This window comes from Bradyrhizobium sp. HKCCYLS3077 (assembly GCF_051167555.1).
Lineage (GTDB): Bacteria > Pseudomonadota > Alphaproteobacteria > Rhizobiales > Xanthobacteraceae > Bradyrhizobium.
Genome location: NZ_JBNPTH010000005.1, coordinates 334,067 through 350,025 on the forward strand (window position 1 = coordinate 334,067; position 15,959 = coordinate 350,025).

The window sequence follows — 15,959 nt, forward strand, 5'->3', positions numbered from 1 at the left end:
ACGACAGCTTCCGACAGGGCGCCCATGGTGGACGGCGAGGCCTCGCTGGCGACGCGCGCGGCGTGGCTGTATTTCGCGGCCGGACTGACGCAGTCGGAGGTCGCCGACCGCCTGAACATCCAGAGCACCAAGGCGCATCGCCTGATCGCGCGCGCCAGCCGCGAGGGCATGATCCGCGTCTTCGTCGAGGGTCCCGTCGCGGAATGCGTCGCGCTGGAGAATGCGCTGGCCGATCGCTACGGCCTCGACTTCTGCCGCGTGGCGCCGGATCTCGGCGAGGGCGATCTGCCACTGAAGGCGCTGGCGCTGGAGGGCGCGAGCTTCCTGCGCCAGGTGCTGGAGCGCGGCGACGACAAGATCATCGGTGTCGGCCACGGCCGCACGCTCGCGGCCGTGGTGGCGCAACTGCCGCAGACGCCGGCCCGCGACGTGCAGTTCGTCTCGCTGCTCGGCGGCCTCACGCGCAAGTTCGCGGCCAATCCGTTCGACGTGATCCACCGTCTCGCCGAGCGCACCGGCGCCGAGGCCTATCTGCTGCCCGTGCCGGTGTTCGCCAACTCCGTGGCCGACCGCCGCGTGCTGATGCAGCAGTTCGGCATATCTGACGTGTTCGCGCTGGCGCAGCAGGCGTCGCTGCTGTTCGTCGGCATCGGCCAGATCCACGCCGACGGGTTCCTGGTGTCGAGCGGCATGATCAAGCCCGACGAGGTCGTCGAGCTGAAGCGCGCCGGCGCCTGCGCCGATCTGCTCGGCCACTTCTTCAACGCCGACGGCGAGTTGCTCGATCTCGATCTCTCCGCGCGCGCGACCTCGATGGCGGCGAGCGAGCTGAAGAAACATCGTATCGTCGCCATCGGCGGTGGCGAGGCGAAACTCACAGCGCTGCGGGCGGTGCTGCGCAGCGGCTTCCTGAACGGCCTCATCATCGACGAGGTCACGGCTCAGGCACTCACGACCGACAAGCCGGAGAAAACATCCGGTCACTCCAAGAAGAAAAGTCGGAAGGGCAGGTAACGCGAGCAAGTCTCATCATAAAAAATAGGGAGGGTTGAATGTACGATCGTGAGAAGAATCTCTTTGCGTCCTATGCCGGCAAGCGCATCAGCCGGCGCGATCTCCTCGACGGCGCTGCCAAGCTCGGCATCGCCGGCGTGGCCGCCAATGCCGCCTTTGCCTCGGCGATGTCGAAGGCGATGGCCGCCGACTTCAACTGGAAGGCCCACAGCGGCAAGACCGTCAAGCTGCTGCTGAACAAACATCCTTACGTCGATGCGATGATCGGCGACATCGAGGCGTTCAAGAGCCTGACCGGCATGAACGTCACCTACGACATCTTTCCGGAGGACGTCTATTTCGACAAGGTCACGGCGGCGCTGTCGTCGAAGTCGGATCAGTACGATGCCTTCATGACCGGCGCCTACATGACCTGGACCTATGGTCCGGCCGGCTGGATCGAAGACCTCAACACCTACATCAAGGATCCGGCCAAGACCAATCCGGCGTTTGCCTGGGACGACGTGCTGCCGGGCCTGCGCTCCTCGACCGCCTGGGACGGTGTCGCCGGCTCCGAGCTCGGCTCCGGCAAGGCGAAACAGTGGTGTATTCCGTGGGGCTACGAGCTCAACAACATCACCTATAACCGTAACATCTTCAGCAAGGTCGGCGTCAAGCCGCCGACCAATCTCGACGAGATGCTGGAGGTCGCGGCCAAGATCACCAAGGATGCCGGCGGTCCCTATGGCGTCGGCGTGCGCGGCTCGCGCTCCTGGGCCACGATCCATCCGGGCTTCCTGTCGGCCTATGCGAATTTCGGCCAGAAGGACTTCGTGATGGAGGGCGGCAAGCTCAAGGCCGCGATGAACACCAAGGCCTCGAAGGACTTCCACGAGAAGTGGGTCAAGATGATCCAGGGCTCGGGTCCCAAGAACTGGTCGACCTATACCTGGTACCAGGTCGGCACCGATCTCGGCGCCGGCGCTTCGGGCATGATCTTCGACGCCGACATTCTTGGCTACTTCATGAACGGCGGCGAGAACAAGGAGCGCGGCAATCTCGGCTACGCGCCGTTCGCGGCCAACCCGGCCGCCAAGGCGCCGACGCCGAACGTGTGGATCTGGTCGCTCGCGATGTCGAGCTTCTCCAAGCAGAAGGATGCGGCCTGGACCTTCATGCAATGGGCGGCCTCGGTCGAGCACGACCTGTTCGGCGCCCGCAAGATGGACTTCGTCAATCCGGTCCGCACCTCCGTGTGGAAGGACAGCGAGTTCCGCGACCGCATTGCCAAATCCTATCCGGGCTATCTTGAGCAGCATGACCTCTCGGCGCCCGGAGCCAAGATCTACTTCACGGCGCAGCCGCTGTTCTTCGATCTCACGACCGAATGGGCGGCGTCGCTGCAGAAGATGGTGGCCAAGGAGATCACCGTCGACGAGGGCCTCGACAAGCTGGCCGACAGCATCAACCGTCAGTTGAAGCAGGCCGGCCTCGGCTGAGGCTGGACGCGCACTCTCCATGACCGCCCGCCGGTCCGGCCGCTCCCCACAAGCGTCCGGACCGGCCCATCTCCCTGCGACGATGTGATCACGCCTGTCATGAGCATGGCCCAACTTGTCGAGACCGAAGCGGTGCCGCGCCGCACGAAACGCTGGCGCGGCCGGCTGCTGCCGTATCTCCTGAGCCTGCCGGCGCTGCTGGTGTGCATCGCCATTCTGGTGCCGTTCGTCACTGCCGCGGTGTATTCGCTGCAGCGCTACCGGCTGAACCTGCCGTATCTGCGCGGCTTCATCGGCGTCGACAACTACATCGACTTCCTGTCGGATCCCGCGTTCTGGAATACGCTGCGGATCTCTCTCGTCTACACCGCGGTGACTGTCATCGCCGAGCTGCTGCTCGGTCTCGGCATCGCGCTCTTGCTGCGGCGTCCCACGCGCTTCCACAACGCGGTCTCGATCATGCTGCTGCTGCCGCTGATGACGGCGCCGGCGATCGCCGCGCTGATGTGGAAGCTGATGACCAATCCGAGCTTCGGCATCCTGTCCTATCTCGTCGGGCTGCTCGGCGCCCACGACTTCAAATGGGCGTCCGACCCGTCGACCGCGCTGTTCACGGTCGTGCTGGTCGACGTCTGGGTCTACACGCCCTTCATCATGATCCTGCTGCTGGCCGGCCTGCGCTCGCTGCCGCGGCAGCCGTTCGAGGCCGCGGCGCTCGACGGCGTGCCGGCGAGCTTCGTGTTCTTCCGCATCACCCTGCCCATGCTCGCGCCCTACATCATCACCGCGTCGCTGTTCCGGCTGCTCGACTCGATCCAGCAGTTCGACATCGTCTATGCGATGACGCAAGGCGGCCCCGGCGACCGGCTGATGGTGTTCCAGGTGCAGGCCTATCTGGAGTTCTTCCAGTACACCAATGTCGGACGCTCCGCGGCGCTGCTGATGATCCTGTGGCTGATCACAAACATCCTGTCGAACATCTTCATCAAGAATTGGCTGCGGCTGCGCGAACGCGCCCACGGTCACGCCTGAAGGAGGCCGCTGATGGATCACTCCAGTCTCATGGGGCGCATCTTCCGCGGCGTTGCGCTCGCGCTCGTGCTCGTATTCTTCATGTTTCCGATCGTCTGGATCCTGCTGATGTCGTTCCAGACCAACGAGCAGATCCTGCGTATTCCGCCGCGGGTGTTGTTCGAGCCGACGCTCGCCAATTACGAGGCGTTGATCTCCGGCCAGCTCAAGACCGCGGCCGGCAATCTGCAGATCTCGTTCATGCGCAATCTGATGAACAGCTTCCTGCTGTCGAGTGCGTCCGTGATTCTGGCGCTGCTGCTCGGCGTGCCCGCGGCCTATGCCTTCGCGCGCTTCAAGTTCAAGCTCGGCGAGACCATCGCGTTCACGCTCTTGTCGTTCCGATTCGCACCGCCGCTCCTGGTGCTGCTGCCGCTGTCGCTCTACTACCAGCAGCTCGGCCTCAACGACACCTATTTCGGCATCGTCTGGGTCTATCAGCTGATCGCGCTGCCACTCATCCTGTGGATCGTGCGCGGCTATTTCGAGGACATCAGCCCGGATATCGAGCATGCCTACCGGCTGGCCGGGCATTCCTGGCGCGAGGCGTTCACGCGAATCGCGGTTCCGCTTGCCGGTCCTGGCATTGCGGCAGCGGGCCTGCTGTCGTTCATTTTCTGCTGGAACAATTTCGTCTTCGCGCTGATCCTGGCCTCGGCCGACAAGCAGCCGGTGACGGTCGGCGCGCTGGCCTTCGTCACCGCGTCCGGCATCCAATACGGCCAGATCGCGGCGGCAATCGTGCTGTCGGTGACGCCGACCCTGCTGCTCGCGCTCTATGCGCAGCGCTATCTGGTCGAAGGTCTCTCGCTCGGTGCAGTGAAGGGTTGAGCAGTCATGGCGCGTCTCGAACTCAAATCCGTCGACAAGAGCTTCGGCAGCGTCAGTTGCGCCAAGGGCGTGTCGCTGACCGTCGAGCCCGGCGAGATCGTCGCGGTGTTCGGTCCCTCGGGCAGCGGCAAGACCGTGCTGTTGCGCATGATCGCAGGCATGTTCGAGCCTGATGCAGGGGATATCCTCGTCGGCGGCCACTCGATCGTCGACGCGCCGCCGGAGCAGCGCGGCATCGGCATGGCGTTCCAGAACTTCGCGTTGTTTCCGCACATGACCGCGCGCGACAACATCGCGAGCGGTCTGCGCGCGAGCGGAGCGGCCGACGTAGCGGCAAAGGTGGCGGCGATGAGCCGGCTTCTGAAGATCGAGCATGTGCTCGGCCACAAGCCGCGCGAACTGTCCAACGGGCAGAAGCAACGCACGGCGCTGGCGCGTGCGCTGATCGGCAATCCCGAGGTGCTGCTGCTCGACGATCCCCTGCGCAACGTCGATGCCAAGCTGCGCTACGAGATGCGGCTGGAGCTGCCGAGCCTGTTGCGCCGGGGCTCTGCCGCGGTGCTCTACGTCACGCAGGACTATCGCGAGGCGATGGCGATCGCCGATCGCATCGTCGTGCTGTTCAACGGCCGTCTCGTCCAGGTGGCGCGCCCGGAGGAGATCTATTCCCGGCCGGCCTCCGTCGCGGTGGCGCGGCTGTTCGGTGACCCCAGCATCAACCTGTCCGAGGTCACGCCGCGGGCCGAGCAGGGCCGTGTGATCGCCGATCTCGCGGGAACGCAGATCCGGCTCGACGCCGAAGATGCCTCGGCCGTCGTCGGCCAGCGCTGCTGGCTCGGCGTGCGGCCCGACGATGTCATGGTGACGCGACAGGCCGGAGACGGGGCGCTTCCCGCGCGGCTGGTCGCGGTCACGCCGATCCATGAGCGCGCGGTGGTGCTGTTGCGCTTCGCCGATGGCTCGGAATGGCTGGCGGCCCTGACGCCGGACGCGCTGCAGGCCGGCGCCGATGAGGACGTCTACGTGCGGTTCGCGCCCGAGACGGTGCTGCTGTTCGACCATGCGACGGGCGAGCGCATCGGCCTCTCGCCGCGGCGGCAGGCCGCTTGATGATCTGGCCTTTGAGAGCTTGGCATTTGAGAGTTTGGGATGGGCATGCTCGAAATCCGTGACGTCGACAAGGTCTATCACACCCGCGGCAAACCGCCGGTTCACGCCGTGCGCGCGTTGAACATGGATGTGAGAACCGGCGAGATCGTCGCGCTGCTCGGCTCGTCCGGTTGCGGCAAGACGTCCACGCTGCGGATGATCGCGGGCTTCGAGAGCGTCAGCACGGGGTCGATCGCATTGGCGCAGCGTCCGATTCATGATCTGCCGCCGGCCAGGCGCAGGGTCGCGATGGCGTTCGAGGGCTATTCGTTGTACCCGCCGCTCACCGTGCGCGAGAACATCGCCTTCGCGCTGAAGGCCCAGCAATTGTCGCGGGCCGAGATCACAGCGCGCGTCGACAGCATCGCGCGCCTGGTCGAGATCGAGGACATCCTCGATCATCATCCGCGTGCGCTGTCCGGAGGCCAGCAACAGCGCGTGTCGCTCGCCAGGGCCCTGGTGCGCGACGCCGACCTCTATCTGCTGGACGAACCGATGGGGCAGCTCGAACCGCAGCTGCGTGCGGTGCTCCGCGGCCGCATCAAGGGCCTGCTCGCCGAGCGGGGCATGACCGCCATCTTCGTCACCCATGATCAGACCGAAGCGAGCGCGCTCGCCGATCGCATCGCGGTCATGGAGGACGGCGTGCTGCAACAGTTCGCGAGCGAAAGAGAGCTGAAGAACCGTCCGGCCAATCTGTTCGTCGCAAGCTTCATCGGCGAGCCGCCGATGAACCTGCTGGACACCGTGGTGGCGCAGCAGGAGGGCGGTTTCCGTCTCTCGGCTGGCGCCGACATCGCCTTCAACATTCCCAGCCAGTCCCTCGATCCGAAGGCGCAGCAGACGCTGGCGCAGGCCGAGCGCATCAAGGTCGGCATCCGGCCGCAGCGGATCGCGATCGGCAGCGGCGAGGCGCGGCTGCGCGTCGTGTCCAACCAGTGGCTCGGCGACCAGTCGCATATTGCCGGCGAATGCGCCGGGCATCTGCTCGTCGCGGTGACGTCGCGCAAGATCGCCGCGCGGCCGGGCGATGTCGTGCCCTGCGGGCTGGAGGCCGGCCATCTTCATCTCTTCGGCGCCGATGGCGTCTGCATCCGCCATGCGGAGGCGCGCTGATCATGGTGTCCGCCTCCGCCCGCGACGTGATCATCGGCATCGACGCCGGCACCTCGGTGATCAAGGCGGTTGCGTTCGCGCGGGATGGCCGCCAGCTCGGCGACTTCGCAATTCCCAACAGCTACACGACGGCGCCGGGCGGCCGCGTCGAACAGGACATGGACAGGACCTGGACAGACACGGTGGCAGCCTTGCGCGGCCTGGCCAAGGCGCTGCCTGATGTGGCCCCCCGCGTGGCCGCGATCGCCGTGACCGGGCAGGGCGACGGCACCTGGCTGATCGACGCCGATGGCCGTCCCGTCGCGCCCGCGCTGCTGTGGCTCGATTCCCGCGCGGCCGGCTTCGTCGAGTCCTTCCGCGGCAGTGAGCGCAACGCGGCGCATTATCAGCGCACCGGGTCGGGGCTCAACGCCTGCCAGCAGGGGCCACAACTGGCCTGGCTGCAGGCGAATGACGCAGCAATGCTGGCGCGCGCCAGCACGGCGTTCCACTGCAAGGACTGGCTGTATTTCAAACTGACCGGCGAGCGCGTCACCGATCCGTCGGAGGCGACGTTCTCCTGCGGTGACTACCGCAAGCGCTGCTTCGACAGCGAAGCGGCGCGGCTGATCGGGATCGCCAGTTCCGAGCGGCTGTTTCCGGAGATCGTCGATGGTGTCGTGACGACGCATGGTCTGTCGGCAGCGGCCGCTGCGGAGACGGGATTGCCGCAAGGCGTGCCGGTGTCGCTCGGCTATGTCGACGTGATCTGCAATGCACTCGGCGGCGGACTCTACGACCAGACCCCGGACGTCGGCTGCAGCATCATCGGCTCGACCGGTATGCACATGCGCCTCGCGGCGCGGGCCGAAGACGTCCAGCTCAATGCCGAGGCGACCGGCTACACGATGCCGTTTCCGGTGCCGGGTCACTACGGGCAGATGCAGTCGACGATGGCTGCGACCCTGAACATCGACTGGCTGCTGGATGTCGCGCGCGGCGTGCTTGCCCTGGAGGGCATCGCGCGCTCGCGCAACGATCTGATCCGGCGTCTCGACCAGCGTGTGCTCGAAGCGAAGGCGTGCGAGCTGCTGTATCATCCCTTCATCTCCGATGCCGGCGAGCGTGGGCCGTTCGTGTCTCACGAGGCCCATGCGCAGCTGATCGGACTGCGCACGCGTCATGGCTATTGGGACCTGATGCGCGCGGTGATGGAGGGGCTCGCCTTCGCCGCGCGCGATTGCTACGCGGCGATGGGTTCGCTGCCGGCGGAGATTCGGCTGACCGGCGGTGCCGCGCGCAGCCGTGCGCTGGGCACCATTCTTGGTGCCGTGCTCGGAAGTACCATCCGTGTCTGCCGGCGCGAGGAGGCAGGCGCGTCGGGCGCCGCGATGATGGCGGCGGTCGCGACCGGACTTTATTCGAACATGATGGACTGCGCGGAGGGATGGGTGAGACCGTATCTGGATGAGCCGCAAGCGCCGGATGTGGCGCTGGCGGAACGCTATGCGCAATTGTTTCCAACCTATGTCGAGGCCCGCCTCGCGGCGCGGCCGGTGTGGAAGCAGCTCGCTGCACAGCGTGCGGGAACCAATCATGTCTAGCTCCATCGCCATCATCGGCGACCGCTTCATGCTGCCCTCGGTGTTCGCCGAGCGCATCACCGCCACGTGCGGCGATGCCATCGACATCCGCATGCTCGAGCAGCCATGGCCGGACGAGCCGATGGAGCACGGCTATGCCGGCTCCAAGCTCGACGGCCTGAAGGAGTTCATGGGCGACCCCGACGAACTCGCCGACTTCATCGGCGAAGCAGCGCTCCTGGTGACGCATCTCGCGCCGATCTCGCGGGCGATGCTGCAGCGGCTGCCCAGCCTCAAATTCATCGCGGTGTCGCGCGGCGGCCCGGTCAATGTCGACATGCAGGCGGCGCGCGATCACGGCGTGCTCGTGGTCAACACGCCCGGACGCAATGCCAGCGCCGTAGCCGAGTTCACCATCGGCGCGATGCTCGCCGAGACAAGGCTGATCCGCAGCGGCCACGAGTCGCTGCGCGGCGGCGAGTGGCGCGGCGATCTCTACCGTGCCGACCGCACGGGGCGCGAGCTCGGCGAGATGACGGTCGGCATCGTCGGCTATGGCGCGATCGGCACGCGCGTGGTGAAGCTGCTCAAGGCGTTCGGCTGCAAGATCCTGGTGACGGACCCTTACGTCCAGCTCAGCGTCCAGGACCGTAATGACGGCGTCGAGCACGTCGCGCTCGCCGAGCTGCTGGCGCACGCCGATGTCATCAGCCTGCATGCCCGCGTCACCGCCGAGACCACCGGGTTCATCGACCGCGCGGCGCTGGAGAAGATCAAGCCGGGCGCGATCCTGATCAACACCGCGCGGGGGCCGCTGGTGGACTACCAGGCGCTCTATGATGTGCTCAGCTCGCAGCGCCTGGCCGGCGCCATGCTCGACACCTTTGCGGTCGAGCCGGTGCCGCCGGATTGGCCGCTGCTGCAATTGCCGAACGTGACCTTGACGCCGCATATCGCCGGCGCTTCGGTGCGCACCGTCACCTTTGCCGCCGACCAGGCGGCCGAAGAGGTTCGCCGCTATCTCGCCGGCGAGCCGCCGCTCAATCCCTGCTGACGAAAGGTTTTTGCAATGAACCGCGAGGAACGACAGATCCGCGAGAACATCATCGCCAAGTGCCGATGGATGAACGCGTCGGGTCTGAACCAGGGCACGTCGGGCAACATCTCCGCCCGCTACAAGGACCGGATGCTGATCACTCCGTCGGCCACCCCTTACGACTCCATGAGGCCGGAGATGATCGCGTCGATGCCGCTCGACGGCGAGTACGGCTCCTGGGAAGGACCGCTGAAGCCCTCGACGGAATGGCGTTTTCATCTGGACATCATGCGCGGACGCCCGGATGTCGGTGCCGTCGTGCACACGCATTCGACCTACGCGACCGTGCTTGCGATTGCCCGCAAGCCGATCCCGGCCTGTCACTATATGATGGCGGCGTTCGGCGGCACCGATGTCCGCTGCGCCGGCTATGCACGCTATGGCACGGCCGAGCTGTCCGAACTCGCATTGGAGGCGCTGGAGGGGCGCAACGGCTGTCTGCTCGCCAATCACGGCATGATCGCCGTCGGCGCCAATCTCGACAAGGCGATGTGGCTCGCGGTCGAGCTCGAGACCATCGCCAAGCAGTATTATCTGTCGCTCGCCCTCGGCCAGCCGCACATCCTCGGCGATGCCGAGATCGCGGAGACCGCGCAGGGCTTCTCGACCTATGGGCTGCAGGAGCCCAAGGCCAAGAAGAACGCCAAGGCCGCGAAGCCCGTCAAGAAGGCGGCCGCAAAGTCCGGCGCCAGGACGCGGGCCGCAGCGGCAGGCCGCAGGCCCGAGGCGAAGCGCAGCGGCGCGCGATGAACGTCGCGGTCTCACGCAGCGGAACCGATCACGGTCTGGTGGACCTCGCCGTGATCGGCGGCGGCATCAACGGCGCCGGTATCGCCCGTGATGCCGCCGGCCGTGGCCTGAAAGTGTTGTTGTGCGAGAAGGACGATTTCGCCGAAGGCACGTCGTCGCGCTCGGGCAAGCTGATCCATGGCGGCCTGCGTTATCTCGAATATTACGAGTTTCGCCTGGTGCGGGAGGCGCTGATCGAGCGCGAGGTGCTGCTGGCCTCGGCGCCGCACATCATCTGGCCGATGCGCTTCGTGCTGCCGCACTCGCCCGAGCAACGCCCGGCCTGGCTGGTGCGCACGGGGCTGTTTCTCTACGACCATCTCGGCGGCCGCAAGCAGTTGCCGGCGAGCCGCAGCGTCGATCTCGCGCATGAGCCGGAGGGCGCGCCGCTGCGCCCTGAATTCCGCCGCGGGTTCGAATATTCGGATTGCTGGGTCGACGATGCCAGGCTCGTGATCCTCAATCTGGTCGATGCCGCGCGCAAGGGAGCCATCATCCTGCCGCGCACCCGCGCGATGAGCGCGCGCCGCGAGGGCGATTGCTGGCGGCTGGAGATGCGCTCCGAGACCGGAGAGCTGTGCACGGTGCGCGCCAAGGCGCTGGTGAATGCCGCAGGCCCCTGGGTGCAGGACGTCGTGCAGGGCGTCGCCGGCCTCAACTCCGCGCACAGCGTGCGGCTGGTCAAGGGCAGTCACCTCGTGGTGCCGAAATTCTGGAGCGGCTCGCAGGCCTATCTGCTGCAGAACACCGACCGCCGCGTCATCTTCGTCAACCCTTATGAGACGGACCTGGCGTTGATCGGGACCACCGACATCGTCCATGACGGCCGCGCCGAGGACGTCGCGATCGAGGGCGGCGAGATCCATTATCTGCTCGCGGTGCTCGATCGCTATTTCCGCGCCGCGCCCGGCAAGGCTGACATCGTCCATGCCTTTTCCGGCGTGCGGCCGCTCTACGATGACAATGCCGACAATCCCTCGGCGGTGACGCGCGATTATGTGTTCGAGGTGCACGGCACGGCGGAGCATCCGCCGCTGCTGTCGATCTTCGGCGGCAAGATCACCACGTTCCGCAAGCTTGCCGAGCACGCGATGGAGCGGCTCGCGCCGTGGTTTCCGCAGATGGCGCCGGCGTGGACGGCGGGCGCCTGTCTTCCCGGCGGCGATCTCGGCGCGCCGTTCACGCAGTTTCTCGCTGAACTCGGCGCCGACTATCCGCTGTTGCCGCCCGAGACCGTGGCGCATTATGCCCGGCTCTACGGCAGCTGCGCCCGTGAGCTGCTCGGTGCGGCCCGCCGCACCGATGACCTCGGCCGGCATTTCGGCGGCACCTTCTATGAACGCGAGCTTGCTTATCTGCGCGAGCGGGAGTGGGCCGTGACCGCCGCCGACGTCCTGGACCGCCGCACCAAGCATGGCCTGCATCTGACGCGTGCACAGCGCGAGGCGTTCGAGCATCAGCTCTGACCGGACCGGTTGTCGCGGCGATCGTTCGTCGCCCGGCGCAGGTGCTGCTCTGGCAAGGATGACATCTTCCGGCGGAACTGCTATCGGGACGTCGCGAGCCCGCCCGAGATGCCGGATCAAGCCGAGCTGCGGACGATCGGCTGACGGTGCCGCGCCGATCCACAGAAATTGGAACGGCTCGACGATTTCCGAAGCCGTGACGTCATGTTGGACCAATCTCAATCGACCATCGACGAACGGCACGGTCGACGGCCGCGGGGCGACAAGACGGCCAGGGCCGAGGCTCGCGCGGCGCGCGACCGGCGCTGGACGCCGAGGATCATCGTTCTCAGCGGCCTCGTGCTCGCGATCCTGTGCGATGCCTTCGTCGCGCACATGCTCTCGGTCAACTACTGGGAGACCCAGCGCACCACCGAAGCCGCCAACGGCGATCTCGCGCGCGCGCTCGAAGAATACATGCTGCGCAATATTCAGGCCGTCGACCTGCTGTTGAACACGACGATCGATAATCTCAGGCAGAACCCGTCGCTGCTCACGCGCGGCAACCTGGATCTGATCGATGATCTCAAGAAGCGGGTCAAACCCTATCCGGTCGCCGGCGGCATCGTCGTTCTCGATGCGGAGGGGGAGCTGATCGGCGACAGCGCAGGCAACGGCGTGCCAGGGCGTGAGAACAATTTTTCCGACCGCGCCTATTTCCAGGTTCAGCGCGACGATCCCGGCCGTGGGATCTTCATCGACGTGCCGGTGACCTCGCGCGTGAACAAGGGCGTCTTCATTGCGGTCAGCCGCGCCTTCCTGACGAGCGACGGGCGTTTTGGCGGTGTCGTCGTCGTGCCGCTGGATTATGAGAACCTCAGAAGGTTCTTTCTGTCGCTGAACGTCGGCCAGCGCGGCACCGTGACGTTGTACCGCGATGACGGCACGATCCTGCTGCGCACGCCCAACGCGGACGCCTTCGGCGGGCGCAACGTGCGATCGAACTGGCTGTTCACAAAATATCTTCCCCAGGCGCCGAGCGGCAGCTTCGAAGGCAGCGGCATCACCGATGGCGTGTCCCGCACCATCAGCTACCGGCGTGTTGCCGGCCTGCCGCTGGTCGTGACCGTCGCGCGGCATCCGGTGGAGTATCTGGCCGGTTGGAAGAACAATGCGCTCTATTACAGCGCCGCCGCGGCCGGGCTCAATTTGCTGATCGTCGGGTTCGGTTTTGGCCTTGCGCGCCAATGGCGGCTGCGCGCCAACTCCGAGCAGGCGCTGCGCGATAATTTCGAGCAGCACAAGCTCGTCACCGAGAACGTTCCCGCGCTGATCGTCCGCGTCGACGCCGACGGCCGCATTCGCTACGCCAATCGTATCGCGCATGAATGGTACGCCGATGCGTCCGCCGCCGCCAAGCGCAGCCGCAGAATCGACAGTTTCATCGATCCCTCGCGGGAGGTGGAGGGGAAGCAGAAGATCCAGGCCGTGCTGGCCGGCAAGACCATCCGCGGCGAGGAGAAGCTGGTCTTTCCCGACGGCCGCGAGCGCTGGTGCGAGATCATCCGCGTGCCCGATCGCAGTCCTGACGGCACCGTGCGCGGATATGTCGTGCTGTCGGTCGACATCACCGAGCGCAAGCGCATCGAGGACGAGCTGCGCCAGGCGCAGAAGATGGAGGCGATCGGCCAGCTCGCCGGCGGCATCGCGCACGACTCCAACAACATGCTGGCGGCCACGCTCGGCAATCTCGACATGCTGCTCGACACCTTGCCGCCGGGCGCAGAAGTCTGCCGCGGCATGGTCGAGCGGGCGATCGAGGCGGCGGAGCGCGTCGCCGATCTCAACCGCCGCCTGCTCGCCTTCGCCCGCAAGCAGACGCTGCGGCCGCAGATCACCGACGTTAACGAGCTGGTCGGCGGCATGACGACGATTCTGCAGCGGACGCTCGGCGAGACCATCGAGATCGCGCTCGCGCAGGACCCGATGCTGTGGCGCTGCCTGATCGACCCGACGCAATTGCAGAACGCGCTGCTCAATCTCGCGCTGAACGCGCGTGACGCCATGTCGGGCAGCGGCTGCCTGACGATCGCGACCGAGAACGCCGTGCTCGACGAGCCGCTCAACGACGGCGACGAGCGCATCGCGGCCGGCGAGTATGTGACGATCGCGGTGTCGGACAGGGGCACCGGCATGCCGCCCGACATCGTCCGCCGCGCCTTCGAGCCGTTCTTCACCACCAAGGAGTTCGGCAAGGGCAGCGGCCTCGGCCTCAGCATGGTCTACGGCTTTGCCCGGCAGTCCGGCGGCACCGCCGTGATCACCAGCGAAGTCGGGCAGGGGACGCGCGTCACGCTGTATCTGCCGAGCGCGGGACCGGGCGTGGCCGATCCGCCGCGCGCCGCCGTGGCGCGCCCGTCGCGGCCGGAGACCGGCGAGCGGATCCTGGTCGTGGAGGACAATGCGCTGGTCGGGGTCATGGCCTCCACCATGCTCTCCTCGCTCGGCTACAGCCCGCTGGTCGTCAACAACGTGCCCGCGGCGCTCGCCGCGCTGGCGCGGCCCGACCCGGTCGCCCTGCTGCTGACGGACATCCTGCTTCCCGGCAGCATGACCGGCATCGAGCTGGCGCGCGAGGTTCGCTGCCGCTGGCCCAGCCTGCCGATCCTCTTCATGTCCGGCTTCGCCGACCCCTCGCTGGTGCCCGAGGAGCTGCGCGAGACCAGCCGGCTGATCGCCAAGCCGTTTCGCCTGGGGCAATTGTCCGACGCGATCGTGGCGACGCTGGCCGGGACCGGTGCGGGAAAGGCCGCCAACACCTGATCACACCTGGTCGCGATCATGGATCGTGATCTCCTCGGGTTTGCCCACCGGCGTGCAGCGACAACAGATAACGGCCTCGCGGCGCGCAGGGCGTCCGAGCTGTGCGGGTCGTTTCACCCTCGACACGTCGAGGGCGCAGGGAATGCCGGGCGCTGGCCGCACCCATGGCCCGCCTGCAACACAAAAAGCAGGCGGCAGTCACCACAGGTTCAGCCGAGTCATCCCGGCATTCCCCGCGCGATGGTTTTCCGGCTTATACGTCCTCTCCCCGGGGACCGGCTGTCTTGCCCCCGTCACGAATGATGATCGTCACCATCCGCTTGGCCTCAGCACCGGGAGGCCAGGACCCTACGATTTCGCCGGCGCGCAATCCCGTTCGTCCGCATGACCAGCATGCTGCGAGACCCACGCGCCCACCGCATCCCACCCCGCGTGCCGTGACGATCGCGATACGCCCCTCGTGCCGAGGCGGGATGGGGAGATACAATCATGAATTCCGATAATGCGAAAGATATTTATTTTTTACGGCGGGACTGGACAGAGGTGATGTCGTTGCGGCGCCACGTGAAATGAGTTTTTTCGCGCAGGGTTTTTCAATGGCGCGAAGCGTTACGCTCTGCCTTCGCTGATCCACTCGGCCAGCCCCTCCGCCAGCCCGTCGAACATCACGCGGATCGGCGGGGAATCCTTCTGGTCCTCGTGCGCGGCGAGCCAGCAGTCGAGCTCGAAGGCAATGTGATCGGCGAGCACCGGGACCAAAGACGGATTGCGCCTGGCGAGCGCCGTCTGCATGCCGCCGATGCCGAGGCCGGCTTCGATGGCCGTGACCTGGGCGACGTCGGAATCGGTGCGGTAGGAGAAGAGTTCGCGCGAGATCGGGAGCCGTGAGCTCGCCACCGAGCGCGCCGAGTGATCGTCGCGGTCGAAGCCGATGACGTGGTGCGCCCCGAGCGCCTCGACCGTCTCGGGCTTACCGAAGCGGGCGATGTAGTCGCGGTGCGCGTAGAGCCCGAGCGGGACGCTGCCGAGCCGGCGCGCGACGAGGCCGTCCTGTTTGGGGCGGATCATCCGCACGGCGATGTCGGCGTCGCGCCGCAGCAGGTCGTCGGTGCGGTTGTTGAGCACGAGCTCGATGACGATGTGCGGATGCCGGTTGCGGAGGCCGGCGAGGATCGGCGGCAGCACATAGGTGCCGACGATCTCGCTCGCGGAGATCCGGACCACGCCGCGCGGCTGCGCCGTGTCGCCGCCGGTCCTGGCGCTGCGCACCAGCGCCGCGAACGCCGCTTCCATCGCCTCGGCATGCGGCAGCAGCGCGGTCGCCGCGGCGGTCGGCAGCAGGCCGGCCTGCGAGCGCGTGAACAGGGCGACGCCGAGACCCGTCTCGAGCTCGTCGATGTGGCGGCCGACGGTCGGCTGCGTCAGCCCGGTCGCGCGCGCCGCCGCCGACAGGCTGCCGCGCCTGACGACAGCGAGGAACGATCGGAGCAGGCTCCAGTCCGAGGGCTCAGTCATACAAAAACGTATAGCATCTCTAGGAAGATTGGCAATTTTCGTTTTGACAGAGGAAGGCGAGAGTGCCGGG

At 66.5% G+C, this 15,959-nt stretch carries 12 protein-coding genes; 11 read left to right on the forward strand and 1 reads right to left on the reverse strand.

The window, feature by feature from the left end; translation table 11 throughout:
- Positions 1 to 24 precede the first annotated feature (24 nt).
- The 11 genes from ACQR0Z_RS21890 (at position 25) to ACQR0Z_RS21940 (ending at position 14,374) form a co-directional block, all read left to right on the forward strand.
- A complete protein-coding gene (locus ACQR0Z_RS21890; RefSeq protein ID WP_434861720.1) occupies positions 25 to 1,014 on the forward strand; it encodes a sugar-binding transcriptional regulator in 990 nt (329 codons plus the stop codon).
- Between the two features lie 38 nt (positions 1,015 to 1,052).
- Positions 1,053 to 2,492, forward strand: coding sequence for an extracellular solute-binding protein (locus tag ACQR0Z_RS21895; protein WP_434861625.1), 1,440 nt, complete (start codon positions 1,053 to 1,055; stop codon positions 2,490 to 2,492).
- Between the two features lie 105 nt (positions 2,493 to 2,597).
- Complete coding sequence (locus ACQR0Z_RS21900) at positions 2,598 to 3,524, forward strand: carbohydrate ABC transporter permease (protein WP_434920211.1); 927 nt, start codon at positions 2,598 to 2,600, stop codon at positions 3,522 to 3,524.
- A 12-nt stretch (positions 3,525 to 3,536) separates the two neighbouring features.
- Positions 3,537 to 4,394 carry a carbohydrate ABC transporter permease gene (locus ACQR0Z_RS21905; protein WP_434878533.1) on the forward strand — a complete coding sequence of 286 codons (858 nt, stop codon included), beginning with the start codon at positions 3,537 to 3,539 and terminating at the stop codon, positions 4,392 to 4,394.
- 6 nt (positions 4,395 to 4,400) lie between these two features.
- Positions 4,401 to 5,504, forward strand: a complete 1,104-nt coding sequence (locus ACQR0Z_RS21910) for an ABC transporter ATP-binding protein (RefSeq protein WP_434878534.1) — start codon at positions 4,401 to 4,403, stop codon at positions 5,502 to 5,504.
- 45 nt (positions 5,505 to 5,549) lie between these two features.
- Positions 5,550 to 6,659: an ABC transporter ATP-binding protein gene (locus ACQR0Z_RS21915; RefSeq protein WP_434920212.1), complete on the forward strand. Its 1,110-nt coding sequence runs from the start codon at positions 5,550 to 5,552 to the stop codon at positions 6,657 to 6,659.
- 2 nt (positions 6,660 to 6,661) lie between these two features.
- Entirely contained in the window at positions 6,662 to 8,242 is a 1,581-nt protein-coding gene (locus ACQR0Z_RS21920; RefSeq protein WP_434919999.1) for an FGGY family carbohydrate kinase, read from the forward strand.
- Entirely contained in the window at positions 8,235 to 9,275 is a 1,041-nt protein-coding gene (locus ACQR0Z_RS21925) for a 2-hydroxyacid dehydrogenase (protein ID WP_434920000.1), read from the forward strand. The genes ACQR0Z_RS21920 and ACQR0Z_RS21925 overlap by 8 nt, the downstream gene beginning before the upstream one ends.
- A gap of 15 nt (positions 9,276 to 9,290) precedes the next feature.
- Positions 9,291 to 10,067 (forward strand): class II aldolase/adducin family protein, encoded by a 777-nt coding sequence (locus ACQR0Z_RS21930; protein WP_434920001.1) that lies wholly within the window; start codon positions 9,291 to 9,293, stop codon positions 10,065 to 10,067.
- Positions 10,064 to 11,572, forward strand: coding sequence for a glycerol-3-phosphate dehydrogenase (locus tag ACQR0Z_RS21935; protein ID WP_434920002.1), 1,509 nt, complete (start codon positions 10,064 to 10,066; stop codon positions 11,570 to 11,572). Before ACQR0Z_RS21930 ends, ACQR0Z_RS21935 begins: the two co-directional genes overlap by 4 nt.
- A gap of 204 nt (positions 11,573 to 11,776) precedes the next feature.
- Positions 11,777 to 14,374 carry an ATP-binding protein gene (locus tag ACQR0Z_RS21940; protein ID WP_434920003.1) on the forward strand — a complete coding sequence of 866 codons (2,598 nt, stop codon included), beginning with the start codon at positions 11,777 to 11,779 and terminating at the stop codon, positions 14,372 to 14,374.
- A 609-nt stretch (positions 14,375 to 14,983) separates the two neighbouring features.
- On the opposite strand, the gene ACQR0Z_RS21945 is transcribed toward ACQR0Z_RS21940, so the two are convergent.
- Positions 14,984 to 15,889 carry a LysR family transcriptional regulator gene (locus ACQR0Z_RS21945; RefSeq protein WP_434920004.1) on the reverse strand — a complete coding sequence of 302 codons (906 nt, stop codon included), beginning with the start codon at positions 15,887 to 15,889 and terminating at the stop codon, positions 14,984 to 14,986.
- Positions 15,890 to 15,959: the final 70 nt, after the last annotated feature.